The sequence below is a fragment of the Bacteroides gallinaceum genome (genome assembly GCF_030373775.1).
Lineage (GTDB): Bacteria > Bacteroidota > Bacteroidia > Bacteroidales > Bacteroidaceae > Phocaeicola > Phocaeicola excrementipullorum.
On record NZ_JAUDEN010000006.1, the window covers coordinates 71,696 to 91,022 of the forward strand.

17 protein-coding genes are annotated in these 19,327 nt (G+C 47.9%); 7 read left to right on the forward strand and 10 right to left on the reverse strand.

Features of this window, described 5'->3' with window-relative positions:
- Positions 1-183: 183 nt before the first annotated feature.
- From QUW60_RS05115 to QUW60_RS05125, 3 genes are read right to left on the reverse strand one after another with little or no spacing between them, the layout of a single operon-like run.
- Entirely contained in the window at positions 184-1,251 is a 1,068-nt protein-coding gene (locus QUW60_RS05115) for a bifunctional 3-deoxy-7-phosphoheptulonate synthase/chorismate mutase type II (protein WP_258338008.1), read from the reverse strand.
- Between the two features lie 25 nt (positions 1,252-1,276).
- The gene (locus QUW60_RS05120; protein WP_289558884.1) at positions 1,277-2,464 is read right to left on the reverse strand and encodes a pyridoxal phosphate-dependent aminotransferase; all 1,188 of its coding nucleotides are present in this window, start codon (positions 2,462-2,464) and stop codon (positions 1,277-1,279) included.
- Positions 2,439-3,281: a prephenate dehydratase gene (locus QUW60_RS05125; protein WP_258338006.1), complete on the reverse strand. Its 843-nt coding sequence runs from the start codon at positions 3,279-3,281 to the stop codon at positions 2,439-2,441. The genes QUW60_RS05120 and QUW60_RS05125 overlap by 26 nt, the downstream gene beginning before the upstream one ends.
- 712 nt (positions 3,282-3,993) lie before the next feature.
- Here QUW60_RS05125 and QUW60_RS05130 point away from each other — a divergent pair.
- Positions 3,994-6,540 carry a fimbrillin family protein gene (locus tag QUW60_RS05130; protein ID WP_289558887.1) on the forward strand — a complete coding sequence of 849 codons (2,547 nt, stop codon included), beginning with the start codon at positions 3,994-3,996 and terminating at the stop codon, positions 6,538-6,540.
- A 245-nt stretch (positions 6,541-6,785) separates the two neighbouring features.
- Here QUW60_RS05130 and QUW60_RS05135 read toward each other — a convergent pair whose 3' ends face one another.
- On the reverse strand, positions 6,786-7,748 hold the full coding sequence (locus tag QUW60_RS05135; RefSeq protein ID WP_258338003.1) for a tetratricopeptide repeat protein: 963 nt from the start codon (positions 7,746-7,748) through the stop codon (positions 6,786-6,788).
- A gap of 99 nt (positions 7,749-7,847) precedes the next feature.
- Here QUW60_RS05135 and QUW60_RS05140 point away from each other — a divergent pair, with 99 nt between their 5' ends.
- Both QUW60_RS05140 and bamJ read left to right on the forward strand, forming a co-directional pair.
- Positions 7,848-8,555, forward strand: a complete 708-nt coding sequence (locus tag QUW60_RS05140) for a TapB family protein (RefSeq protein WP_258338002.1) — start codon at positions 7,848-7,850, stop codon at positions 8,553-8,555.
- Positions 8,556-8,569: 14 nt separating this feature from the next.
- On the forward strand, positions 8,570-8,968 hold the full coding sequence (bamJ, locus tag QUW60_RS05145; protein ID WP_289558889.1) for a BamJ family beta-barrel-assembly machinery protein: 399 nt from the start codon (positions 8,570-8,572) through the stop codon (positions 8,966-8,968).
- 83 nt (positions 8,969-9,051) lie between these two features.
- Here bamJ and QUW60_RS05150 read toward each other — a convergent pair whose 3' ends face one another.
- Entirely contained in the window at positions 9,052-10,704 is a 1,653-nt protein-coding gene (locus QUW60_RS05150; protein ID WP_258338000.1) for an AMP-binding protein, read from the reverse strand.
- A gap of 13 nt (positions 10,705-10,717) precedes the next feature.
- The gene (locus QUW60_RS05155) at positions 10,718-11,302 is read right to left on the reverse strand and encodes a helix-turn-helix domain-containing protein (RefSeq protein ID WP_258337999.1); all 585 of its coding nucleotides are present in this window, start codon (positions 11,300-11,302) and stop codon (positions 10,718-10,720) included.
- Between the two features lie 227 nt (positions 11,303-11,529).
- Here QUW60_RS05155 and QUW60_RS05160 point away from each other — a divergent pair, with 227 nt between their 5' ends.
- On the forward strand, positions 11,530-12,057 hold the full coding sequence (locus QUW60_RS05160) for a TlpA family protein disulfide reductase (RefSeq protein WP_258337998.1): 528 nt from the start codon (positions 11,530-11,532) through the stop codon (positions 12,055-12,057).
- Positions 12,054-12,866: an N-acetylmuramoyl-L-alanine amidase family protein gene (locus QUW60_RS05165; protein WP_289558894.1), complete on the forward strand. Its 813-nt coding sequence runs from the start codon at positions 12,054-12,056 to the stop codon at positions 12,864-12,866. The genes QUW60_RS05160 and QUW60_RS05165 overlap by 4 nt, the downstream gene beginning before the upstream one ends.
- A gap of 134 nt (positions 12,867-13,000) precedes the next feature.
- Here QUW60_RS05165 and QUW60_RS05170 read toward each other — a convergent pair whose 3' ends face one another.
- The 4 genes from QUW60_RS05170 to QUW60_RS05185 form a co-directional block, all read right to left on the reverse strand.
- Positions 13,001-13,972, reverse strand: a complete 972-nt coding sequence (locus QUW60_RS05170; protein ID WP_289558896.1) for a hypothetical protein — start codon at positions 13,970-13,972, stop codon at positions 13,001-13,003.
- Between the two features lie 200 nt (positions 13,973-14,172).
- Complete coding sequence (recA, locus tag QUW60_RS05175) at positions 14,173-15,228, reverse strand: recombinase RecA (RefSeq protein ID WP_258339237.1); 1,056 nt, start codon at positions 15,226-15,228, stop codon at positions 14,173-14,175.
- Positions 15,229-15,232: 4 nt separating this feature from the next.
- Complete coding sequence (gene bcp / locus QUW60_RS05180) at positions 15,233-15,682, reverse strand: thioredoxin-dependent thiol peroxidase (RefSeq protein WP_289558899.1); 450 nt, start codon at positions 15,680-15,682, stop codon at positions 15,233-15,235.
- 69 nt (positions 15,683-15,751) lie between these two features.
- Positions 15,752-16,945 carry a saccharopine dehydrogenase family protein gene (locus QUW60_RS05185; RefSeq protein ID WP_258339239.1) on the reverse strand — a complete coding sequence of 398 codons (1,194 nt, stop codon included), beginning with the start codon at positions 16,943-16,945 and terminating at the stop codon, positions 15,752-15,754.
- Positions 16,946-17,105: 160 nt separating this feature from the next.
- Between QUW60_RS05185 and QUW60_RS05190 the strand changes: the two genes are divergently transcribed.
- Positions 17,106-17,906, forward strand: a complete 801-nt coding sequence (locus tag QUW60_RS05190; protein ID WP_289558901.1) for an META domain-containing protein — start codon at positions 17,106-17,108, stop codon at positions 17,904-17,906.
- Between the two features lie 71 nt (positions 17,907-17,977).
- The gene (gene purT / locus QUW60_RS05195) at positions 17,978-19,147 is read left to right on the forward strand and encodes a formate-dependent phosphoribosylglycinamide formyltransferase (RefSeq protein WP_289558903.1); all 1,170 of its coding nucleotides are present in this window, start codon (positions 17,978-17,980) and stop codon (positions 19,145-19,147) included.
- Positions 19,148-19,327 lie beyond the last annotated feature (180 nt).

A 19,327-nucleotide genomic window follows, 5' to 3' on the forward strand; every position in this document is an offset into this window, starting at 1 on the left:
TTTGCATCAAGGCAAAAAGAAAAGATACCAAAAGAAAAAAATCTGTCTTCACTGGAAAAGCGTGAAGCGGAGGGAGTTCCGGACTTTAGTCCGAAACGTTCCCGCAGTAGCTTTGGAAGTGCAGACGGCACCCTTTCTTTTGGGTATCTTTTTCTTTCGGCCACCCGAAAGAGAAAGTACGCATTATTTGTTGATTATTTCCATTTGCTGCCTTACACTCTCTTCATGGATCAGTTCAAACACTTGCTTTACGAAATCAGCGTCCATGCCGCAAAGCGAACCCTGTGCGCCCCGTTTGTCAAGGATCTCATTGTAGCGGCCGGTTTGCAGAATGGTCATGTTGTGCTCTTTTTTGAACGTTCCGATTTCGCGGCATACACGCATCCGTTTGGCCAGAATGTCCATCAGTTCATTGTCGCATTCGTCAATCTGCCGGCGCAGGTTATTCAGGTTTTCCGTGCTCTGATGCTCCGATCGGATGACGAGCAGGCTCAGTATATAGTCGAGCACATCAGGAGTAACCTGCTGCGAAGCGTCGCTCCATGCCGCATCGGGGTTGCAGTGCGATTCAACAATCAGCCCGTCGAAACCGAGGTCCATCGCCTGCTGGCAGAGCGGAGCAATCAGTTCCCGCTTGCCGCCGATGTGGCTGGGATCACAGAGAATCGGCAGGTTGGGTATGCGGCGGCGCAGTTCGATGGGGATGTGCCATTGCGGAAGATTCCGGTAGATCTTCTTGTCATAAGAAGAGAATCCGCGATGGATCGCTCCGATGCGTTTCAGTCCGGCGTTGTTGATGCGCTCCAGTGCGCCTATCCACAGTTCCAGATCCGGATTGACGGGGTTTTTCACCAATATGGGAATGTCTACACCTTTCAGCGCATCGGCAATTTCCTGTACGGCAAAAGGATTAGCTGTAGTTCGTGCTCCGATCCAAAGGATGTCGATACCCGCTTTCAGGCATTCGTATACATGCTTGGCTGTCGCCACTTCGGTTGCTACATACATTCCGGTTTCCTTCTTCACCTCTTTCATCCAGGGAAGTCCGTCCACCCCGATTCCTTCAAATCCTCCCGGTTTGGTCCGGGGCTTCCAGATGCCTGCACGGAATATCTTGATACCTTTGTCGGCCAACTGTTTGGCACTTGACATCACTTGTTCTTCTGTTTCGGCACTGCATGGGCCTGCAATCACCAGAGGCCTTTCCTTTGATACGCCTTCCAGTTCAATGGGTTGTAATTCGAGTTCCATATGTTATTGAGTGTTTAAGTTTCTGTTATTGCATGATTTGTTTGATTCGTTCGAGGGCTTCGGCCAGCTTCTCTTCCTTGGCGCAGAGCGAGATGCGGATATACCGCTTTCCGTTGCTTCCGAAGATGAACCCCGGAGTGATGAATACCCTTGCTTCGTGAAGCACCTTTTCCGTCAGGTCTTCTACATCGGCATACGTGTCAGGTATGCGTCCCCAAAGGAACATGCCCACCTGTTCGCGGTCGAAGCTGCAGCCTAATACCTGCATAATCTCCTCTGCCAGTTTTCTGCGGCGTCCATACACCTTCACGTTTGCTTCTTCGTGCCATTCCGCGCTGTTCCGGTAGGCTTGGGCAGCGGCTAACTGGATGGGGCGGAATGTTCCGGAGTCGATGTTGCTTTTGATCTTCACGATCCATTGGATGAACTGTGCATTGGTTGCAGCCATTGCCACACGCCAGCCGGGCATGTTGTGGCTCTTGCTCATGGAGTTGAACTCAATGCAGCACTCTTTGGCTCCGGGGACGCTGAGTATGCTTATCGGTTTTTTGTTGAGTATGAAACTGTACGGGTTGTCGTTCACAATAACCAGGTTGTGTCTTCGGGCGAAATCCACCAGCTTTTCATAAAGCTCCATTGTGGCGTTGGCTCCGGTAGGCATATTCGGATAGTTGGTCCACATCAGTTTCACACGGCTCAAGTCCATCTTTTCAAGCTGTTCGAAATCCGGCTGCCAGTGATTGTCTTCACGCAAGTCGTAATTCACTATTTCGCTTCCCAGTATCTTGTTCAGCGAAGTGTAGGTTGGATAGCCCGGATTAGGAACAAGCACCTGGTCGCCTGGGTTCACAAAAGCCAGCGTAACATGAAGGATTCCCTCTTTCGATCCGATGAGCGGCTGGATTTCCGTATTCGGGTCAAGATCCACGTCATACCATCGCTTATACCATTCCGACATGGCTTGCCGGAGTTCCGGAATGCCTACTGTAGGCTGATAGCCATGTGCGTCTGGCTTTTGGGCGTTCTCGCACAGCACCTTGATGGTTTTTTCTGATGGCGGCATGTCGGGGCTTCCTATTCCGAGGCTGATTACATTTTTTCCTTCCGCGTTCATGCGGGCCACTTCCTTCAGCTTGCGGCTGAAATAGTATTCACTCACGCTGGCCAGACGGTCGGCCGGCGCAATCTTATATTGTTGATTCTCCTTCTGCATATTCTCCTAATATTTTAAGTGCTTTGGTAAGCGGTGTTACGGCATCAATGGATTGTTTGTATCTCAGGTAATCGTCAAACATGACGTCAACATAGAACATGTATTCCCATTCACGTCCGATGATGGGCAGCGACTGTATTTTTGTCAGGTTTATGTTGTAGAATGAAAAGATAGACAATACTTTCGAAAGGCTTCCCTGATTGTGCGGGAGCGAAAAGACGATGCTTGCCTTGTTCATCTTTGAGCGCACCTTCAGTTCGTCGGCCATCCAGGGATCGCTGATTACAAGGAATCTGGTGAAGTTGTGTTTGTTTGTTTCAATGCCTTCCTGAAGAATCTTCATCCCATACAGTTCGGCGGCATATTTGGAGCAGATGGCAGCGTGCCCTTTCAGTCCTTTTTCTTTGATGTCGCGTGCGCTGGCCGCAGTGTCTTCCGTTTCCACCACTTTCAGCTGGGGGTGATGCTGGAGAAAATCTCTGCACTGTGCGAGTGCGACAGGGTGGGAGTTTACTTCTGTAAGCGTTCCCCAGTCTTCACCGGGCAGGCACATGATGCTGTGGCTGATGCGCAGCTTGTGCTCTCCGATGATGGTTGCTCCGCTGTCTCGCAATAGCTCGTAGTTATGGAGAAGGCTTCCTGCAATGGTGTTTTCGATGGCAACGACTCCGATCACATTGCTGTCTTTCTTCATCGCTTCGAACACTTCTTCAAAGGTGTTGCAGCAGACCAGTTCGATATCTTCTTCCTTGAAATACTTGTGGGCTGCAATGTCATGATACGATCCCACAATTCCTTGTATTGCTATTCTTCTCATCTTGTTTTGTTTGCTTTTGTCTAAAAAAAAATCCCGACTTCGTATTGAAGCGGGATTTCGTTATATTCATTCGTCTCTTGTTTGTTTCATTTTGTTTTAACGTACATACACAAACTCCCGCTTCACTTCATTGCTAAAGTAAAAGTAATAAAAGAAAAAGAAGAAGTATGTTGCAAATGTGTTCATACGTCAGTTGTTATTTTGTCATTATATCGGTTGCAAATGTAATACTTTTCTTGAAAAAACAAGCATTTGATTGAATTTTTTCTTTGTTTATTTCGGATTTTTTTCTTGCCATCTAGTTTTCCGGCAAATGATGGTTTCTTCGCCGAAGGATTGATATGGTTTGGAGCAGACATGCAAACGCAAGCACAGCTTCGGTGTACCAATATCTCCAACCAGAGGCAAGGGGGATACGCTTCCTGCCTTTTGGTGCTCTTTTTCACATAAAAACCAGACAAACGCAAGTCATGCAAAGGGGGTGCAACGAGCGGTGTACATGGCAGTACAAATTCATATTGCTGTTAATCAATTATGTAACTGTATAAAATGTACATTGAAAACCATTTCCGGAATGCTTTTTAATGCCTATTTTTACAAATTATGTAATGTATATAATTTATCATGTATGACAAATCGTAAATTTAGACACTATTCTATTATTATTCAATTACTTGCAATACCTGTCTTTATGACCTCCTGTTCCGATCAAATGGAACAATCTCATGAGGGGAACCGTATCAGCTTTACAACGGATATTCAGGATACATGGGTTTCCTTTGATGCAGATGAAGGCAGAGGGACTACGCGCTCTACTGTTTCCACCCTGCACACAGAAGGCACAAAACCTTTCTATCTGCATACGCTTTACACCGATAGCATAGTATCTGCCTTCCTGCCTGAAAGTGGTCTGTCTGCCCGTTCTGCTCCCGTTACCACGAGCAATATGTATGATGTATTCAGCATTTCCGCCTACGCGTATACGGGCAGTTGGAACAATACGCAAACTTCGAGCTATATGTATGATGTATCGGTGAGCAAAACGGGCAGTTTATGGGTGCCTGCTTCTATACACTATTGGCCGGGCAGTGCCTATAAATTGAAATTCTTTGCTTATGCGCCTCAGAATACCAGCGCCTATCGGCTTTCGGGACAAACTGCGGGTACGCCAACCATTGCCTGCACGGTTCCGGACAATGTAGCAGAACAGCAGGATTTGCTGGTAGCCGCATCGGGAGAAGTCAGCGGCGGAACCAATACGGCGGTCAATCTGACCTTCCACCATGCGTTGACGGCGGTGAAGTTTGTATGTGGCAGTGACATGAAGGCGGGCACGGTAAAGAGCGTTACGCTTAAAGGTGTAAACTCGGCAGGAGTTTATAATCTTGAAACCGGCACATGGAGCAATGTAGGCAATCCGAAAAACTTTTCGCAAACACTGAACCGTTCCACTTCAGGAGCACTCAATGCCGTTATTACTGCCCCGGAACAAACCTTCATGATGATTCCGCAGACCTTACCCGATGGGGCAGTAATCGAGGTAATATTCAATGATGGAATAACCGACAATATTCTTACCGGACAGATCGGAAACAGTGAGTGGCAGAAAGGAAAGACGGTAACTTACCAGCTTTCAAGCACTTCAATAAATTGGCAGTACACACTGGCGGTTTCCTCCGGAAACATGTCTTTTAATTATTTGGGAGGCACGCAGACGTACAGCGTTACCAGCTACCGGAAAAACAATCAGGGAGTGACGGAGCCTGTGGAATGGTCAACCCAATATTCTGTTGACAACGGAGTGACATGGACTGACGCCAAACCCGACTGGCTCACTCAATTTACAGCAAGTGGAACAGGAAGCGAGGAGGCCGTTCCTTTCGAGGTTACAGCCGCTGTCCAGACCGGCGTATCTCAAAGCACTCATACGGCAGCTCTCCGGGCAACGGCAGAGAAAGGCTCAAAAGCTCTTCCTTACAACCTGTCGAACAGCACGGGGGGAAAAGCTGTGGAAAATACGGCAAACTGTTACGTGGTAAATGCACCGGGCACATATTCGCTCCCTCTGGTGTATGGCAATGCCATCAAGAACGGACAGACCAACCAGGTGGCATACACCTCTAAGGCTTCCATAAGGGGGGCGCTGAGTCCGTTCATCAATCATCTGGGTAATGGCATAACCGACCCTTATATCGCTAACAATGCAGGCTGCATCCCCGCAAAAGCCGAACTGGTCTGGCAGGACGGTCCTTCGCTGGTAACCGATATCAAATATAACAGCGGAGCCAATGGCGGTACGATTTCTTTCACAGTAGGCAAAGAAAGCATCCGGCAGGGAAATGCCCTTATTGCCATTAAAGACAGCCAGAATACAATTCTCTGGTCGTGGCATATTTGGGTAACGGACGAAGATGTATTCCGTACCGTCAGAGTGACCAACCATCAGAATGTTTCCTATGAATTGATGCCTGTTCAATTGGGATGGTGCGAAAAAGAAGTAGTCAGCTATGCACCCCGCTCCTGCCGGATACGATTCAGTGCCCACGGGCAGACGCGTGTCATCACCATCAACCAAACAGCTGCAACCACCTCTACCCGCGGAAACTGTACTTTCTATGAATGGGGACGCAAAGATCCCCTGCGCCCAGCCAGCGGCTATGGCAGCAACAATAAAACATGGTATAATGCAGAGGGGATTGCTTCTACGGCCAGCCATGGGGTAGAATCATTTCCGTTCGGCAGCGAGTGTATCAAAAATTACATCCGCAAACCCGACGTTATGCAAAAAGAATTATGGGGAGACAATGCGTATGTTAATTTATGGAATGCAGATTCTGATGCTTATGGCAACAATAATACCTATAACGACACTCCAGTGATAAAAACCGTGTATGATCCCTGTCCGGCAGGTTTTTCACTGCCGCCAAGCAATGCCTTTACGGGATTCACTACAACGGGTAAAAACGTTACCAATAATGCTGCGGAATATAACGGTGAATGGGATAGCAGCCAGCTAGGGTGGAATTTTTACTGCGGACCGAACAAGACGGGAGGAACGATTTTCTTTCCCATAACGGGGGAGCGGCTGGCATCAGGAGGAAACGTATCGGCAACAGGTATGTTGGGGCATACTTGGTCGGCAGCCTCTGTCGGCTCCAGATATTCCCACAATCTTACTCTCCATACCAATTATCGGGTATTGCCGTTGGATAATTTTAGCAGAAGTGCGGGTCATGGCGTGCGGCCCTGTAAAGAATAAATACAGGACGCGAACTTTCGCCACTTATTTCATCCGTCTGTTTTAGCAGGAATATATCCTTTAGATGCCGCGGCCGATTCTATGTTCCAGCCTTTGGACTATACAGTCCAGGTGCTGGAGCATAAAACTGAAGGGGCGGATGTACATCTTGTACGGGCATATTCTGAAAAACAAAAGCCGGATACGGACCACATGAACGTACCGGCTTAAAAAGTGTTTTATGGTGTGCGGAGATACTTTTCCGGTCAGTATATTCCCGTTTGCAGTCCGCTGTTTCCGAAGTTGCTGAAATTTCCAGAGATTTGCTCTTCCTTTTCCGGGGCGATTTCGATGGCTTTCTTCATGTCGTCCGTTGCTCCGGCCTTGTTTCCGCTGAGCAGTCGGATACGTCCTCTTTCCTGATAGAAGACGGCTTTATCCGGCATCAGGTCGATAGCTTCTGTGTAGAGAGCTTCTGCTTCCGTCAGTTTCTTCTGTTCGTTCAGCATTTCTCCTTTCAGCAGATAGGCCGTTTCGTTGAACGGGTTGACTTCCATTACTTTGTCGAAACATTTGCAGGCTTCTTCTGTGTGGGCGAGAGCCGCTTCGATTCTCCCTTTCAGCAGCAGAGCGTCTTCATCGTCGGGATTCAGCGACAGGATACGGTTGAGGTCGTCCGTTGCTTCGCTTGCTTGCCGCATGCTCCAAAGCACTTCGGCGCGCAGTTGGTAGGCTTGTACGAATGTTTCGTTGAGCGCGATGGCCTTGGTGAGCATTACAATGGCATTCAGGTCATTGTTCAGTCCTTTGGCGGCACGTGCTGCGAGGAAATAGGCTTGCGCGTTTTTGTCATCTGCAGCGATCACTTTCTGGCAGGCCGTATCCATGCTTTCATAATCTTGCTGGAGATAGCATACGCTTGCCAGTGAAAGCAGGCTTTGTATGTTGGACGGATCTTTTTCTACCAGCCTGTCGAGCGTGGTACGGGCGTCGTCCGTGCGGTTTGCCTGCAAGTACGCACTGGCTAGCAGTCCCAACGTTTCCGGTTCTTCGTTCAGTGCTGCAGCCTCTTCAAAACATTTGACGGCATAGTCCAGTTTGCCCATATTCCGCGCTCTGATGCCATCGTATTTCAATATGTCGAAATTCTTCAAGTTCTGTTTTTCTTCCGGAGTCTGCTGGTCTTTTTCCTGCTTTTTTTCTCCGAATAAAGCTGATAATAAACCCATAATAAGTTGATTTAAATGTTTTTCAAGTGCAAAGATAGGCAGAAAAAGAAAGAAATTCGTAAGTTTGCGTCACATTTTATTGCAAAACGGATTTGTATTATGAAAAAGATTTTGTTTTTATTGGCCGGGGTGTTCGCCTGCCATGCGGCGCAGGCACAATATTTCTGCACGGCAGAAGGTACCAAACTGCATTATGTGAATTATGATGAAGTGGGGCAGAGCACCTCGGATGAGGAAATAACGGTGAAAAATGTGACCAAAGAGGGGAATACGGTGAAGGCGAGCTATTACGACAAGATCGTGACTGTGAAAACTAAAAACAATACAAGCTATACATTATATAACTGGACTTATGACGGGACGGTTTCGACCTGTACGGAAGATTTGATGTATGGGCCTTATGTTGATTCGGATTCCGATCCTGCCCGCTATGATACGGCGGCTCGCCTGGAATGGACGGAAAAGCTGAAGTTCAAGGGCGACAATTCGTTTTCCATAAAAGATGGGGCAGAAGCGGGGGAGAATCTTCCGGACCGGAAGTTCCAGTGGATTCGCAACATGCTGAAGAATGATGTAACCATTTCGGGCGCTTCGTATATGGGAACGGAGCAGGTGAATACGAGAGCCGGAAAATTCAATTGTGTGAAGATTTCATACCTGAAGCGGACGAAGATTATCTTGAAGACCACTACGCTCAGGGTAAATGAATGGTATGCCGAAGGAGTGGGGCTGGTTAAGTCGGAATCGTTCAAGATGGACGGAGAGCAAGCTGGGAAAACGTTACTGGTAAAGGTGGAAAAGAACTGACGGTTTGATAAGTCATGGATAAGAAGACATACATACAGGCCAATAAAGATTGGCTGGCTGAAAAATCAAAGGAAGAGGGAGTACATGCTTTGGCGAAAGGAGTTTTTTATAAAGTACTTTCGTCGGGAGATTCCAGTGGCAAAAGTCCGTCGGCCCGGAGCATTGTCACCGTTCACTATACAGGGCAGACTATCGACGGAAAGCAGTTTGATTCCAGCCGCGGGAGTGTGCCTCTGGCTATCCGTCTGAGCGATTTGATAGAAGGTTGGATAATCGCTTTGCAGCAGATGCATGTCGGTGACCGTTGGGAGGTATATATTCCTGCTGAGATGGGTTATGGAAAACTCAGTCAGCCGGGCATCCCCGGAGGCTCTGTCCTGATTTTTGATATAGAACTGCTTGGAGTCGCATAAGAGCGGTTCGTGCATAAAGAATGCTTCCATACATCCGCTTTGATGCCTGACGGATGGAAGCATTCTCTTTTATGTGGTTGTTGTCAGATAATTTCGATTCCCTGTTCTTTGCAAAGCTGGAGGCTCAGGTCTTTCAACTTGAACTTCTGAATTTTTCCGCTTCCTGTCATCGGGAATTCTTTGACGAAGAATATATATTTGGGAATCTTGTAGCGGGCGATTTTTCCTTGGCAGAACTCGCGGACGTCAAATTCGTTCATCGTATATCCTTCGTGGAGAATGATGAACGCTCCTACAGCTTCACCGTATTTCTTTGACGGGACTCCGGCTACCTGCACGTCTTTTATGCCCGGCATCTGATAGAGGAACTCCTCGATTTCCCGCGGATAGATGTTTTCGCCTCCGCGGATAATCATGTCTTTGATGCGGCCTGTGATACGGAAGTTGCCGTTCTCGTCTTTTACGCCTAAGTCGCCGGAGTGCAGGAATCCGTTTTTGTCTATGACTTCTGCCGTAGCTTCCGGATTCTTGTAATATCCTTTCATGGTGTTGTATCCCCGGTTGCACATTTCTCCCTGTACTCCAACCGGACATTCTTCGCCCGTTTCGGGATCGATGACTTTAACTTCCGTAAATTCAAATTCATGGCCTACAGTGTTGTAGCGTACTTCCGGGTCATCGTCAATGCGGCTGTGCGTCATTCCCGGAGAGGTTTCGGTAAGACCGTATACGCTGGTTACTTTCATGAACATTTTTTCTTCCACTTGTTTCATCAGCTCCACCGGGCAAAGCGAGCCGGCCATGATGCCGGTACGCAGGCTGCTTAAGTCGAACATCGAAAACATGGGATGGTTCAGTTCTGCGATGAACATGGTGGGTACGCCATAGAGAGCCGTACACCGTTCTTTGTGTACAGATGCCAGCACAAGCAGCGGGTCGAATTTTTCAACCATTACTTCCGTACACCCGTGGGTGAGGCAGTTCATTGTTGCCAGCACCACGCCGAAGCAATGGAAAAGGGGCACGCAGACACACAGTTTGTCATCGGATGTAAACTTCATGTGTTCGCCTGTCAGAAAGCCGTTGTTGGCGATGTTATAATGTGTGAGCATGACGCCTTTCGGGAATCCGGTGGTTCCTGAAGTGTATTGCATGTTGACCGTATCGTGGCAGTTCACTTCCTTTTTTGCTTTGGCCAGTTCTTCGTCGTCCACATTGTTCCCGAGGAGCAGAATTTCGGCGGTATTATACATGCCCCGATACTTTTCCTGTCCGATGTAAATGACGTTTCTCATGTGCGGGAAGCGTTTGCTTTTCATCCGTCCCCGCTCAAACGTTTTCAGTTCGGGAAGCATCTTGTATGTCATCTCCACATAGTTGCTGTCTTTCTCTCCATTGACGATGCAGAGTGTGTGCATGTCGGAGTTTTCGCAAAGGTATTCCAATTCAGCCTGCTTGTAGCTCGTATTTACAGTTACGGCCACTGCGCCGATCTTGGCGCAGGCATAAAGAAATGTCAGCCAGTCGGGGACATTTCCTGCCCAGATGCCTACGTGTGTACCTTTTTGCACTCCGATAGCAAGCAGTCCTTTCGCCATGTTGTCTACACGCTGGTTAAACTGTTTCCATGTGAAGCGCAGGTTACGGTCGGAGTATACGAGATATTCTTTGTCGGGAGTGGTTTCTGCCCAATGTTCCAGCCATTCTCCCAGTGTCCTTTCATATAATTGCGGCATAGCGGTCTGTTTTTTAAAGTTCGATGGGGGTGTAAACGACAGCAAGGATACGTGCGGCTTTGCCTTCATAGGCATGCACGTGATGAGGTACAATTGAGTCATAATAAATTGTATCCCCTTCATCCAGCAGGTATTTTTTCTTGCCGTATTCAACTTCAAGTTTCCCTTTCAATACCATGATGAATTCTTCTCCCTCGTGCGCCGATAGGCTGAATTCGTTGTTGCCGCTTTCATCGATGTCTATGATAAACGGATCCATGTGCCGGTCGCTTTTGGCTCTTGAAAGCGAATGATAGTGCATGTGGTGGCGTGCGTCGGATGCATTGTTCGAAAAGCTGATGGTGTCGTCAGCTTCTCCTTTCCTGCACACGACAGGTCCCTCTTCGTTGGGCTGGTCATCAAGGAATGTGCCGAGCCGTACACCCAGCGCCCTTGCTATTTTGATGAGCGGGGCAAGCGACGGAATGTCTGTATTGTCTTCGATGCGCTTGATCTGTTCGACGCTCAGTCCCGTACTTTCCGACAATTCATTGATGCTTATTTCTTTTGTTGTTCTCAGCGATTTGATTTTTTCTCCTATAATATTTGTGTAATCCATAATTGTGTGTTTTTATCTGTCAGTTGAATGATGGTGAAAGATTGTTTTTCAATTTCTGCAAATATAATGTTATTTGTTGAAAAAATAAACAAATGGAGGCGTTTAAGTATCAGAAAGAAAAGAACAATATCCTGAACATCTGCGTTTTTTACTCTTCGGTGGAAGGAGAAGATATGAATGAGTTCCAAAAGTTTTGTATCTTTGGCGTGAAAATAAATTGTTACGACATGAAAAAATGTATTTTTCTTTTAGTTTTGGCTGCTTGCTTCTGTTTAAATGTTTCGGCGCAGAATGCTTCTGATGCTGCCGGTTATATTGTGAAGTTGGGCGACGCAGCTCCGGATTTTGAGATGACGCTGACTGACGGACAGAAGGTGAAGCTTTCAGATTTGCGCGGTAAGGTAGTGATGCTTCAGTTTACGGCCAGCTGGTGCGGGGTGTGCCGTAAGGAGATGCCTTTTATCGAAAAGGATATTTGGCAGAAGCACAAGGATAATGCTTCGTTTGCTTTGTACGGAATCGACCGCGACGAACCGTTGGAGCGTGTGAAGGCATTTGCCAAACAGACGGGAGTGACTTATCCGTTGGGGCTGGATCCGGGAGCGGACATCTTTGCGCTTTATGCGGAGCGGAACGCCGGGATAACAAGGAATGTTCTGATAGATAAAGACGGAAAGATTGTCTTGATGACCCGTCTGTATAATGAAGATGAGTTTGCCGCTTTGTGCAAGAAGATTGATGAACTGTTGAAATGAGAGGGATGAAGTGCTATGTGGCTTTTCTTTTGTGCTTTCTGATAGCTTTTCCTCTTTCAGCACAGAAGAAAAAGAAGAATTACGAACCGCTGTTCGGGAAGAAATACGCTTCTTATGGAAAGGTTTCGAATTCATTGGAGGGAGCTGTGTTCTATTTGGGAAGCGGGCATGGCGGACCGGATCCGGGATGCATCGGAAAATACAGAGGAAAGGAACTTCACGAGGATGAATATGCTTATGACATCATTCTCCGACTGGGGAGAGAGCTGTTGCGCAGGGGGGCGAAGGTGCATTTCATCATTCAGGATGCGAAAGACGGCATTCGTGACCAGGAGATACTGAATAACAGCAAAAGGGAAACCTGTCTTGGGAAACCGATACCGTTGAATCAGGTTGAGCGTCTGAAGCAGCGGTGTGATGCGCTGAACCGCTTGTCACGCAAGGACAAGAGCCGTTATAAAAGATGCGTGTTCGTTCATGTTGACAGCCGTTCGCGCGGTGATCAGACGGATGTGTTCTTTTATCATGCTCCGGGCAGCACCTATGGAAAGCGGTTGGCGAAAGAGATTCAGCGGACGTTCAGAGCGAAGTACGACCGGCACCAGCCTAACCGTGGCTTCGACGGCACTGTAAGCGGGCGTGACTTGTATGTGCTCCGCAACACAATTCCCGTGGCTGTTTTCCTTGAGGTGGGAAATATACAGAATGCACGCGACCAGAAACGTCTGGTCATTGCTGACAACAGGCAGGCTTTGGCTAACTGGATAGCCTTGGCCATTGAAAAGGATTATAAGAAATCGAAGAAATAAACGGCCGGATGGTATGGAGCGTAATGCGCTATGCGTTGAACGCAGATTCATAAGGGGTCAATCTCTTTGTGAATCTGCGTTCATGCTATTTTACAGGCAGATGTCCTTTTGAAGAACTCTGGATGATGCGGCTTTTATTTCTTGTAGCTTTTTTGCAGGACTTCCTTGAGCTTGCCGACAACTTCAGGCGACGGGATATCTTTTCTTTCTGTCAGGATGCAGGCGAAATGCTCTGCCAGAATCTCTTCCGGATTGAGGATGTAATTGGTGTTTTTTCCTACCTGATCGTAGAAATCGCTTGCCTGTCCGATGCTGTATACAACGGTTTTTCCGTCCTGCTGTATCGGAGTGAAGTGCTCGTTGAGAGGAATCAGACCCACCTCCATATAGTCGGACAATGTCTTCCCGGCATTTGCCTGATACGGAGAGTTGGCATAGAGCATCATTGTGCAGTTCTGCTGTTTTCCGTTGACCGTTAATTTGATGTAGCTGTCATAACGGTTGACGTCGGGGTTGGATATCCTTTTTTCGATGATGTCCGTTGGAAACAGGATTTCACGGTTCATGACAGAGAATCCGATGGTTTCGTATGCAGCTTTCTTGAAATCCAGACTGCTCCGTGTCAGGATGTGGAAGATTTCGTGCGCAATCAGGTAAGTCAGATTGGCATCGTCCAGTTCGTTTAGCGGCTTTTCGCCTATGGCTATCCAATTATTGCGTGTGTATGCGCTGGCGTTTCCCTCCTCCTTCATGGTTGTCTTGATGAAAACCAGCTCTTTCGGGAAATCAAGCACGATCTTCTGTTTCTTTATTTCCGCATCGAGCGTTTTGATGCTTTTTGATATGCGTTCTTTGTCCTTGTCGCTCCAGTTCAATGTCTGGTTCATGGCAAAGGCCAGCAGTTTGGATTTTCTTCCCTGGTCTGTATTCAGGCGCACGTTGATGTCAAACTGATTCCATCCGCTTGTATATTCGTCTATATCTGTTATCAGCATTTGCGCTTCAGCCCGGGTTGCAAAGCGAAAAGGTATGGGAGCAGTCTTTTGTGCAAATGCGGTTATGGCCGCGAAGCAGAAAGCTATGGTGAACAATGTTTTCAGTTTCATAATAGTGTCTTGTTTTATGGTGTCATTTTCTTTCAGTCTGTAAATATAGGACATTATTTTTTCTTTTTCTAATTTCTTTGAAAGAAAATGCTTGCGGAGTGTTTGTCGGAGAGTGTTTTCATCGTACAGAAAAAGCCATGCGGAAAATGATTCCCGGCATGGCTTTTATGGTGTTGCATTCTGATGTCCCGCTGTCGGGCTTATTCGTTTTCCTTGTCTTTCAGTTCGTTGAAAATCAGTCCTTCCAGCTCGTCTGCCAATTCAGGATTGTCCTGGATGCACTGTTTGGCGGCATCGCGTCCTTGTCCCAGTTTAGTGTCGTTGTAGCTGTACCATGAACCGCTTTTCTTGATGATTCCCAGTTCGGCTCCCAGGTCGATGATTTCTCCGCTGCGGGAAATACCTTCACCGAACATGATGTCAAATTCGGCTTTGCGGAAAGGAGGAGCCACTTTGTTCTTCACTACTTTTACGCGCACTTGATTGCCGATAACTTCATCTCCGTCTTTCAATTGCGAGGTGCGGCGGATATCAAGACGCACGGAAGCGTAGAACTTTAGCGCGTTTCCTCCGGTGGTCGTTTCGGGATTGCCGAACATGACACCTATCTTTTCGCGCAATTGGTTGATGAAGATGCACGTCGTGTTTGTCTTGCTGATGGCGGAAGTCAGCTTCCGGAGAGCCTGTGACATCAGGCGTGCCTGAAGCCCTACCTTGTTGTCCCCCATATCGCCTTCGATTTCGGCTTTGGGAGTCAGCGCAGCCACCGAGTCTATAACGATGATGTCGATGGCAGATGAGCGTATCAGCTGTTCGGCGATTTCGAGTGCCTGTTCGCCGTTGTCCGGCTGAGAAATCCAGAGGTTGTCGATGTCCACACCCAGTTTGGCGGCATAGAAGCGGTCGAACGCATGTTCCGCGTCAATGAAGGCCGCTATGCCTCCCGTCTTTTGCGCTTCAGCGATCGCATGGATGGCCAATGTTGTTTTACCGGAGGATTCCGGTCCGTAGATTTCGATTATGCGGCCTCGCGGATAGCCTCCTACACCCAATGCCGCATTCAGCGCGATGGATCCGGTGGGAATCACTTCCACTTCCTGCACGTGGTCGTCGCCCATTTTCATTATCGATCCTTTTCCGAAGTTCTTCTCAATTTTGTCCATGGCCGCCTGAAGTGCCTTCAGCTTTTCGCTGTTATCCGGTTTTGAAGGTTTTTCTACGCCCCCCTCAAATTCAAGTTCGTCTTTCTTTCCCATAATGCTATTTCAGTATTTGTGCGGCATGGTCTTTTGTCTTCACTTCTTTGGGCGAAATGATGCGCTCGATGATGCCGTCTTCATTAATAATAAATGTTGTGCGGAATGTACCCATGTATTTGCGTCCGTACATGCTTTTTTCGCCCCATGCGCCGAACTCTTCGGTCAGTTTATGCTCTGTGTCTGCGATGAGCGTGAAGGGAAGCTGGTTCTTTTCGATGAATTTCTGGTGCGATTTTGCATCGTTGATGCTTACTCCGATCACCTCATAGCCGGCTTTGCGCAGTTCGTCATAATTGTCGCGGAGGTTGCAGGCCTGTGCCGTACACCCCGAAGTCATGTCTTTCGGATAAAAATAGAGCACAATCTTTTTTCCTTTATAGTTGCTCAAGTGTATTTCTTCCCCGTTCTCGTTCATTCCGAGAATTTCGGGTGCTTTATCTCCTATGTTCACGATAAAAAAGTTGATAATGGATAATTGACAGTTAAAAAGCGGGGTGATGATCTCACCCCTTGTTTCGTATTACAGTTCCAGGTCACCGTCGAACACTTCATGCCACGGCAGACCGTTCTTGTTCAGTTCTTCCATAAACGGATCCGGATCGAACTCTTCCACATTCCATACGCCCGGACGTTTCCAGAGTCCCTTCAGGAACATCATTGCACCGATCATGGCCGGAACTCCGGTCGTGTAGCTTACTCCTTGCATGCCGGTTTCCTTGTATGCAGCCTGATGCGAGCAGTTGTTGTATACATAGTAGGTGCGCTCTTTGCCGTCCTTGATACCGCGGATGCGGCAGCCGATGGATGTTTCGCCTTCGTAGTTTTCACCCAGATCCTGCGGGTTGGGCAATACGGCTTTCAGGAACTGCAGCGGAACGATTTCCATGCCGTTGTAGTTTATTGGCTCGATGCTTGCCATGCCGATATCCTGAATGACACGCAGGTGAGTCAGGTATTCTTGTCCGAAAGTCATCCAGAAGCGTGCGCGCTTGATGGTGGGGAAGTTTTTCACCAGCGATTCCAGCTCTTCGTGGTAAAGCAGGTAAGAATCGCGCGGGCCGATGTTCGGGTAAGTCAGTGGCTTGTGGAACTCCAGCGGCCGGGTGGTAACCCATTGCCCGTTTTCATAATAGCGTCCGTTCTGAGTGATTTCGCGGATATTGATTTCCGGATTGAAGTTTGTGGCAAATGCCTTGTGGTGATTTCCCGCATTGCAGTCCACAATGTCCAGATATTGTATTTCGTCGAAGTGATGTTTTGCTGCATAAGCTGTGTATACGCCGCTCACTCCCGGATCGAACCCGCAGCCTAGAATGGCAGTAAGTCCGGCATCTTCGAACCGTTTTTTGTAGGCCCATTGCCAGCTGTATTCGAAATGAGCCACGTCTTTCGGTTCATAGTTGGCGGTGTCCAGGTAGTTTACTCCGCTTTTCAGGCATGCCTCCATGATGGTAAGATCCTGATAAGGCAGAGCTACGTTAATAACGATTTCGGGTTTGAAACTGTTGAATAAAGCCACCAGTTCGTCTACGTTGTCCGCGTCTACTTTGGCTGTTTTGATGGCAGGGTTACCGATTGCCTTCACAATCGCGTCACATTTTGATTGGGTGCGGCTGGCAATCATGATTTCGGTGAAAACTTCAGGATGCTGAGCCACTTTGTGTGCAACAACGGTACCTACACCGCCTGCACCGATGATCAATACTTTACTCATTCTTTTGTGTTAGATTTTATGCCCGGTAAACGTTACCGTTCAATATGCAAAGATAACAAATAATTCCAAACTGCTGTGCAGTATTCAGAATATATCCGTATTTTTGCATATGAACAATCATTAAAAGGGAAATGTTCCTTTAATTTAAATTCTGAAGATTATGAAGAAAATAATGTTATGTGCGGCTGCTTTCGCAGTATTGTGTATGGTAAGTTGCGGAACCAGCAAAAAAACCGTTTCGGTTATGGACTTTTCAGGAGAATGGGATATCGTGAGTGTAAAGGGAGAAGCCGTAGACGCGGAAGAAGCTCCTTACATCGGCTTTGACCAGAAAACGGGCCGGGTGTACGGACATGCCGGATGCAACAGACTGATGGGAGCATATCATGTGGATTCGCTGAAGGCTGGGAAGATGAATTTCAGTCAAGTGGCTGCAACGCGGATGATGTGTCCCGACATGACGCTGGAGCAGAATGTGCTGGAAGCACTGGGCAATGTGGCCGGATTTTCGCATACGGGAGATACGGTTGAACTTAAGGATGCCGGAGGAAAAGCTGTGATGACGTTGCAGAAGCGCGTGAAGCCGGCGGTGACACTGGACGACTTGGCAGGCAGATGGGTTATTTCAAGTATAGGTCAGATGGCTGTAGGTGAAGTGGAACGTACTCCCGAACTCAACTTTGACCTGGAAGCTAAGCGTGTACACGGCAATGCCAGCTGCAATGTTATCAACGGAAGCTTTTCGCAAGAAGAGGGAAAGCCCGTTTCGCTGCGCTTTTCGCAGATGATTTCTACCATGATGGCATGTCCGAACATGGACACAGAGCAAAGCATTCTGCAGGCTTTGGATAAAGTGCGCGCCTTTGACCGCGGCGAAGAAGAAGGCACGCTGGTGCTGCTGGACGGAAACGGGTATCCGGTTCTGACGCTTGAGCATGCGCAGGGCGAGCCGGCAAAATGAAAACCGGAGCATTGTGCATCATGGTTGAAATAAAAGTGTTATCTTTGAGCGACGTATAAAATCAATTCATTATGACTAAAAAAATACTTTTGCTGGGATCCGGAGAGTTGGGCAAGGAGTTTGTAATAGCCGCCAAACGTCTGGGACAATACGTGATTGCGTGCGATTCGTATGAAAACGCGCCTGCCATGCAGGTGGCCGATGCATGTGAAGTCTTCAGTATGCTGGACGGAGAAGCGCTGGACCGTGTGGTCGCCAAATACCGCCCTGACATCATTGTTCCTGAGATTGAGGCTATCCGCACCGAACGCCTTTACCATCTGGAAAAGGAAGGCATTCAGGTGGTGCCGAGTGCGCGTGCCGTAAACTATACGATGAACCGCAAGGCAATCCGTGATCTGGCAGCCAAAGAACTGGGACTGAAAACTGCCCGCTACTTCTATGCCACTTCATTTGAAGAACTGAAAGAAGCCGCTGAAAAAATCGGCTATCCGTGTGTCATCAAGCCGTTGATGTCATCGTCAGGAAAAGGCCAGTCGGTTGCGAAGGGGCCTGAAGACTTGCAGTATTCCTGGGACTACGGATGCCATGGAAGCCGTGGGGATATCAAAGAACTGATCGTGGAGGAATTCATTCAATTCGACAGTGAGATAACTTTGCTTACCGTTACCCAGAAAAACGGGCCTACGTTGTTTTGTCCTCCCATCGGACATGTGCAGAAAGGGGGCGACTACCGCGAAAGCTTCCAGCCGGCACGCATCGCTCCGGAGCATCTGGCCGAAGCGCAGCGCATGGCTGCCAAAGTGACAGAGGCGCTGACTGGTTACGGACTGTGGGGCGTTGAGTTTTTCCTGAGCCATGAGAACGGTGTGTATTTTTCCGAATTGTCTCCTCGCCCGCACGACACAGGTATGGTGACGCTTGCGAACACGCAGAACCTCAACGAGTTTGAACTGCACCTTTATGCGGTTTTGGGCTTGCCTATTCCGGGCATTGCGTTGGAGCATATCGGAGCCAGTGCGGTGATTCTTTCGCCTATATCAAGTAAAGATGCTCCCCGGTATAAGGGAGAAGAGCTGGTTTGCTCTCAGCCCGGCACCTATTTGCGTATATTCGGCAAACCGTCTACGCGTTTGAACCGCCGTATGGGTGTCGTTGTATGCTATGATAAGGTAGGAAGCGACCTCGATGCTTTGCGAGGCAAATGCAAGTCGCTGGCTGCAAAAGTGGAAGTGTATTGATAATCAATATATTGAATTTTGATTCAGATTCATGCGGATTTGCCGTATCCGTATGAATCTGTTTTTTTGCATTTTGTATGCATTTCTTGATATAAATCATGAAAAGCGGATAAATGCATGCTTTTTGCTGTTTCTCCAAGTCATTGTATTGATCAGGGGGTTATATTTGCAACACAAAAC

Coding starts and splice junctions, on each gene's coding strand:
- QUW60_RS05165 (WP_289558894.1), top strand. CDS start 12,054: ATGAGAGGGATGAAGTGCTATGTGGCTTTTCTTTTGTGCTTTCTGATA.
- QUW60_RS05155 (WP_258337999.1), bottom strand. CDS start 11,302: ATGGATTACACAAATATTATAGGAGAAAAAATCAAATCGCTGAGAACA.
- purT (WP_289558903.1), top strand. CDS start 17,978: ATGACTAAAAAAATACTTTTGCTGGGATCCGGAGAGTTGGGCAAGGAG.
- recA (WP_258339237.1), bottom strand. CDS start 15,228: ATGGGAAAGAAAGACGAACTTGAATTTGAGGGGGGCGTAGAAAAACCT.
- QUW60_RS05150 (WP_258338000.1), bottom strand. CDS start 10,704: ATGCCGCAATTATATGAAAGGACACTGGGAGAATGGCTGGAACATTGG.
- QUW60_RS05130 (WP_289558887.1), top strand. CDS start 3,994: ATGGAACAATCTCATGAGGGGAACCGTATCAGCTTTACAACGGATATT.
- QUW60_RS05190 (WP_289558901.1), top strand. CDS start 17,106: ATGAAGAAAATAATGTTATGTGCGGCTGCTTTCGCAGTATTGTGTATG.
- QUW60_RS05160 (WP_258337998.1), top strand. CDS start 11,530: ATGAAAAAATGTATTTTTCTTTTAGTTTTGGCTGCTTGCTTCTGTTTA.
- QUW60_RS05185 (WP_258339239.1), bottom strand. CDS start 16,945: ATGAGTAAAGTATTGATCATCGGTGCAGGCGGTGTAGGTACCGTTGTT.
- QUW60_RS05140 (WP_258338002.1), top strand. CDS start 7,848: ATGAAAAAGATTTTGTTTTTATTGGCCGGGGTGTTCGCCTGCCATGCG.
- bamJ (WP_289558889.1), top strand. CDS start 8,570: ATGGATAAGAAGACATACATACAGGCCAATAAAGATTGGCTGGCTGAA.
- QUW60_RS05120 (WP_289558884.1), bottom strand. CDS start 2,464: ATGCAGAAGGAGAATCAACAATATAAGATTGCGCCGGCCGACCGTCTG.
- QUW60_RS05170 (WP_289558896.1), bottom strand. CDS start 13,972: ATGAAACTGAAAACATTGTTCACCATAGCTTTCTGCTTCGCGGCCATA.
- QUW60_RS05115 (WP_258338008.1), bottom strand. CDS start 1,251: ATGGAACTCGAATTACAACCCATTGAACTGGAAGGCGTATCAAAGGAA.
- QUW60_RS05135 (WP_258338003.1), bottom strand. CDS start 7,748: ATGGGTTTATTATCAGCTTTATTCGGAGAAAAAAAGCAGGAAAAAGAC.
- QUW60_RS05125 (WP_258338006.1), bottom strand. CDS start 3,281: ATGAGAAGAATAGCAATACAAGGAATTGTGGGATCGTATCATGACATT.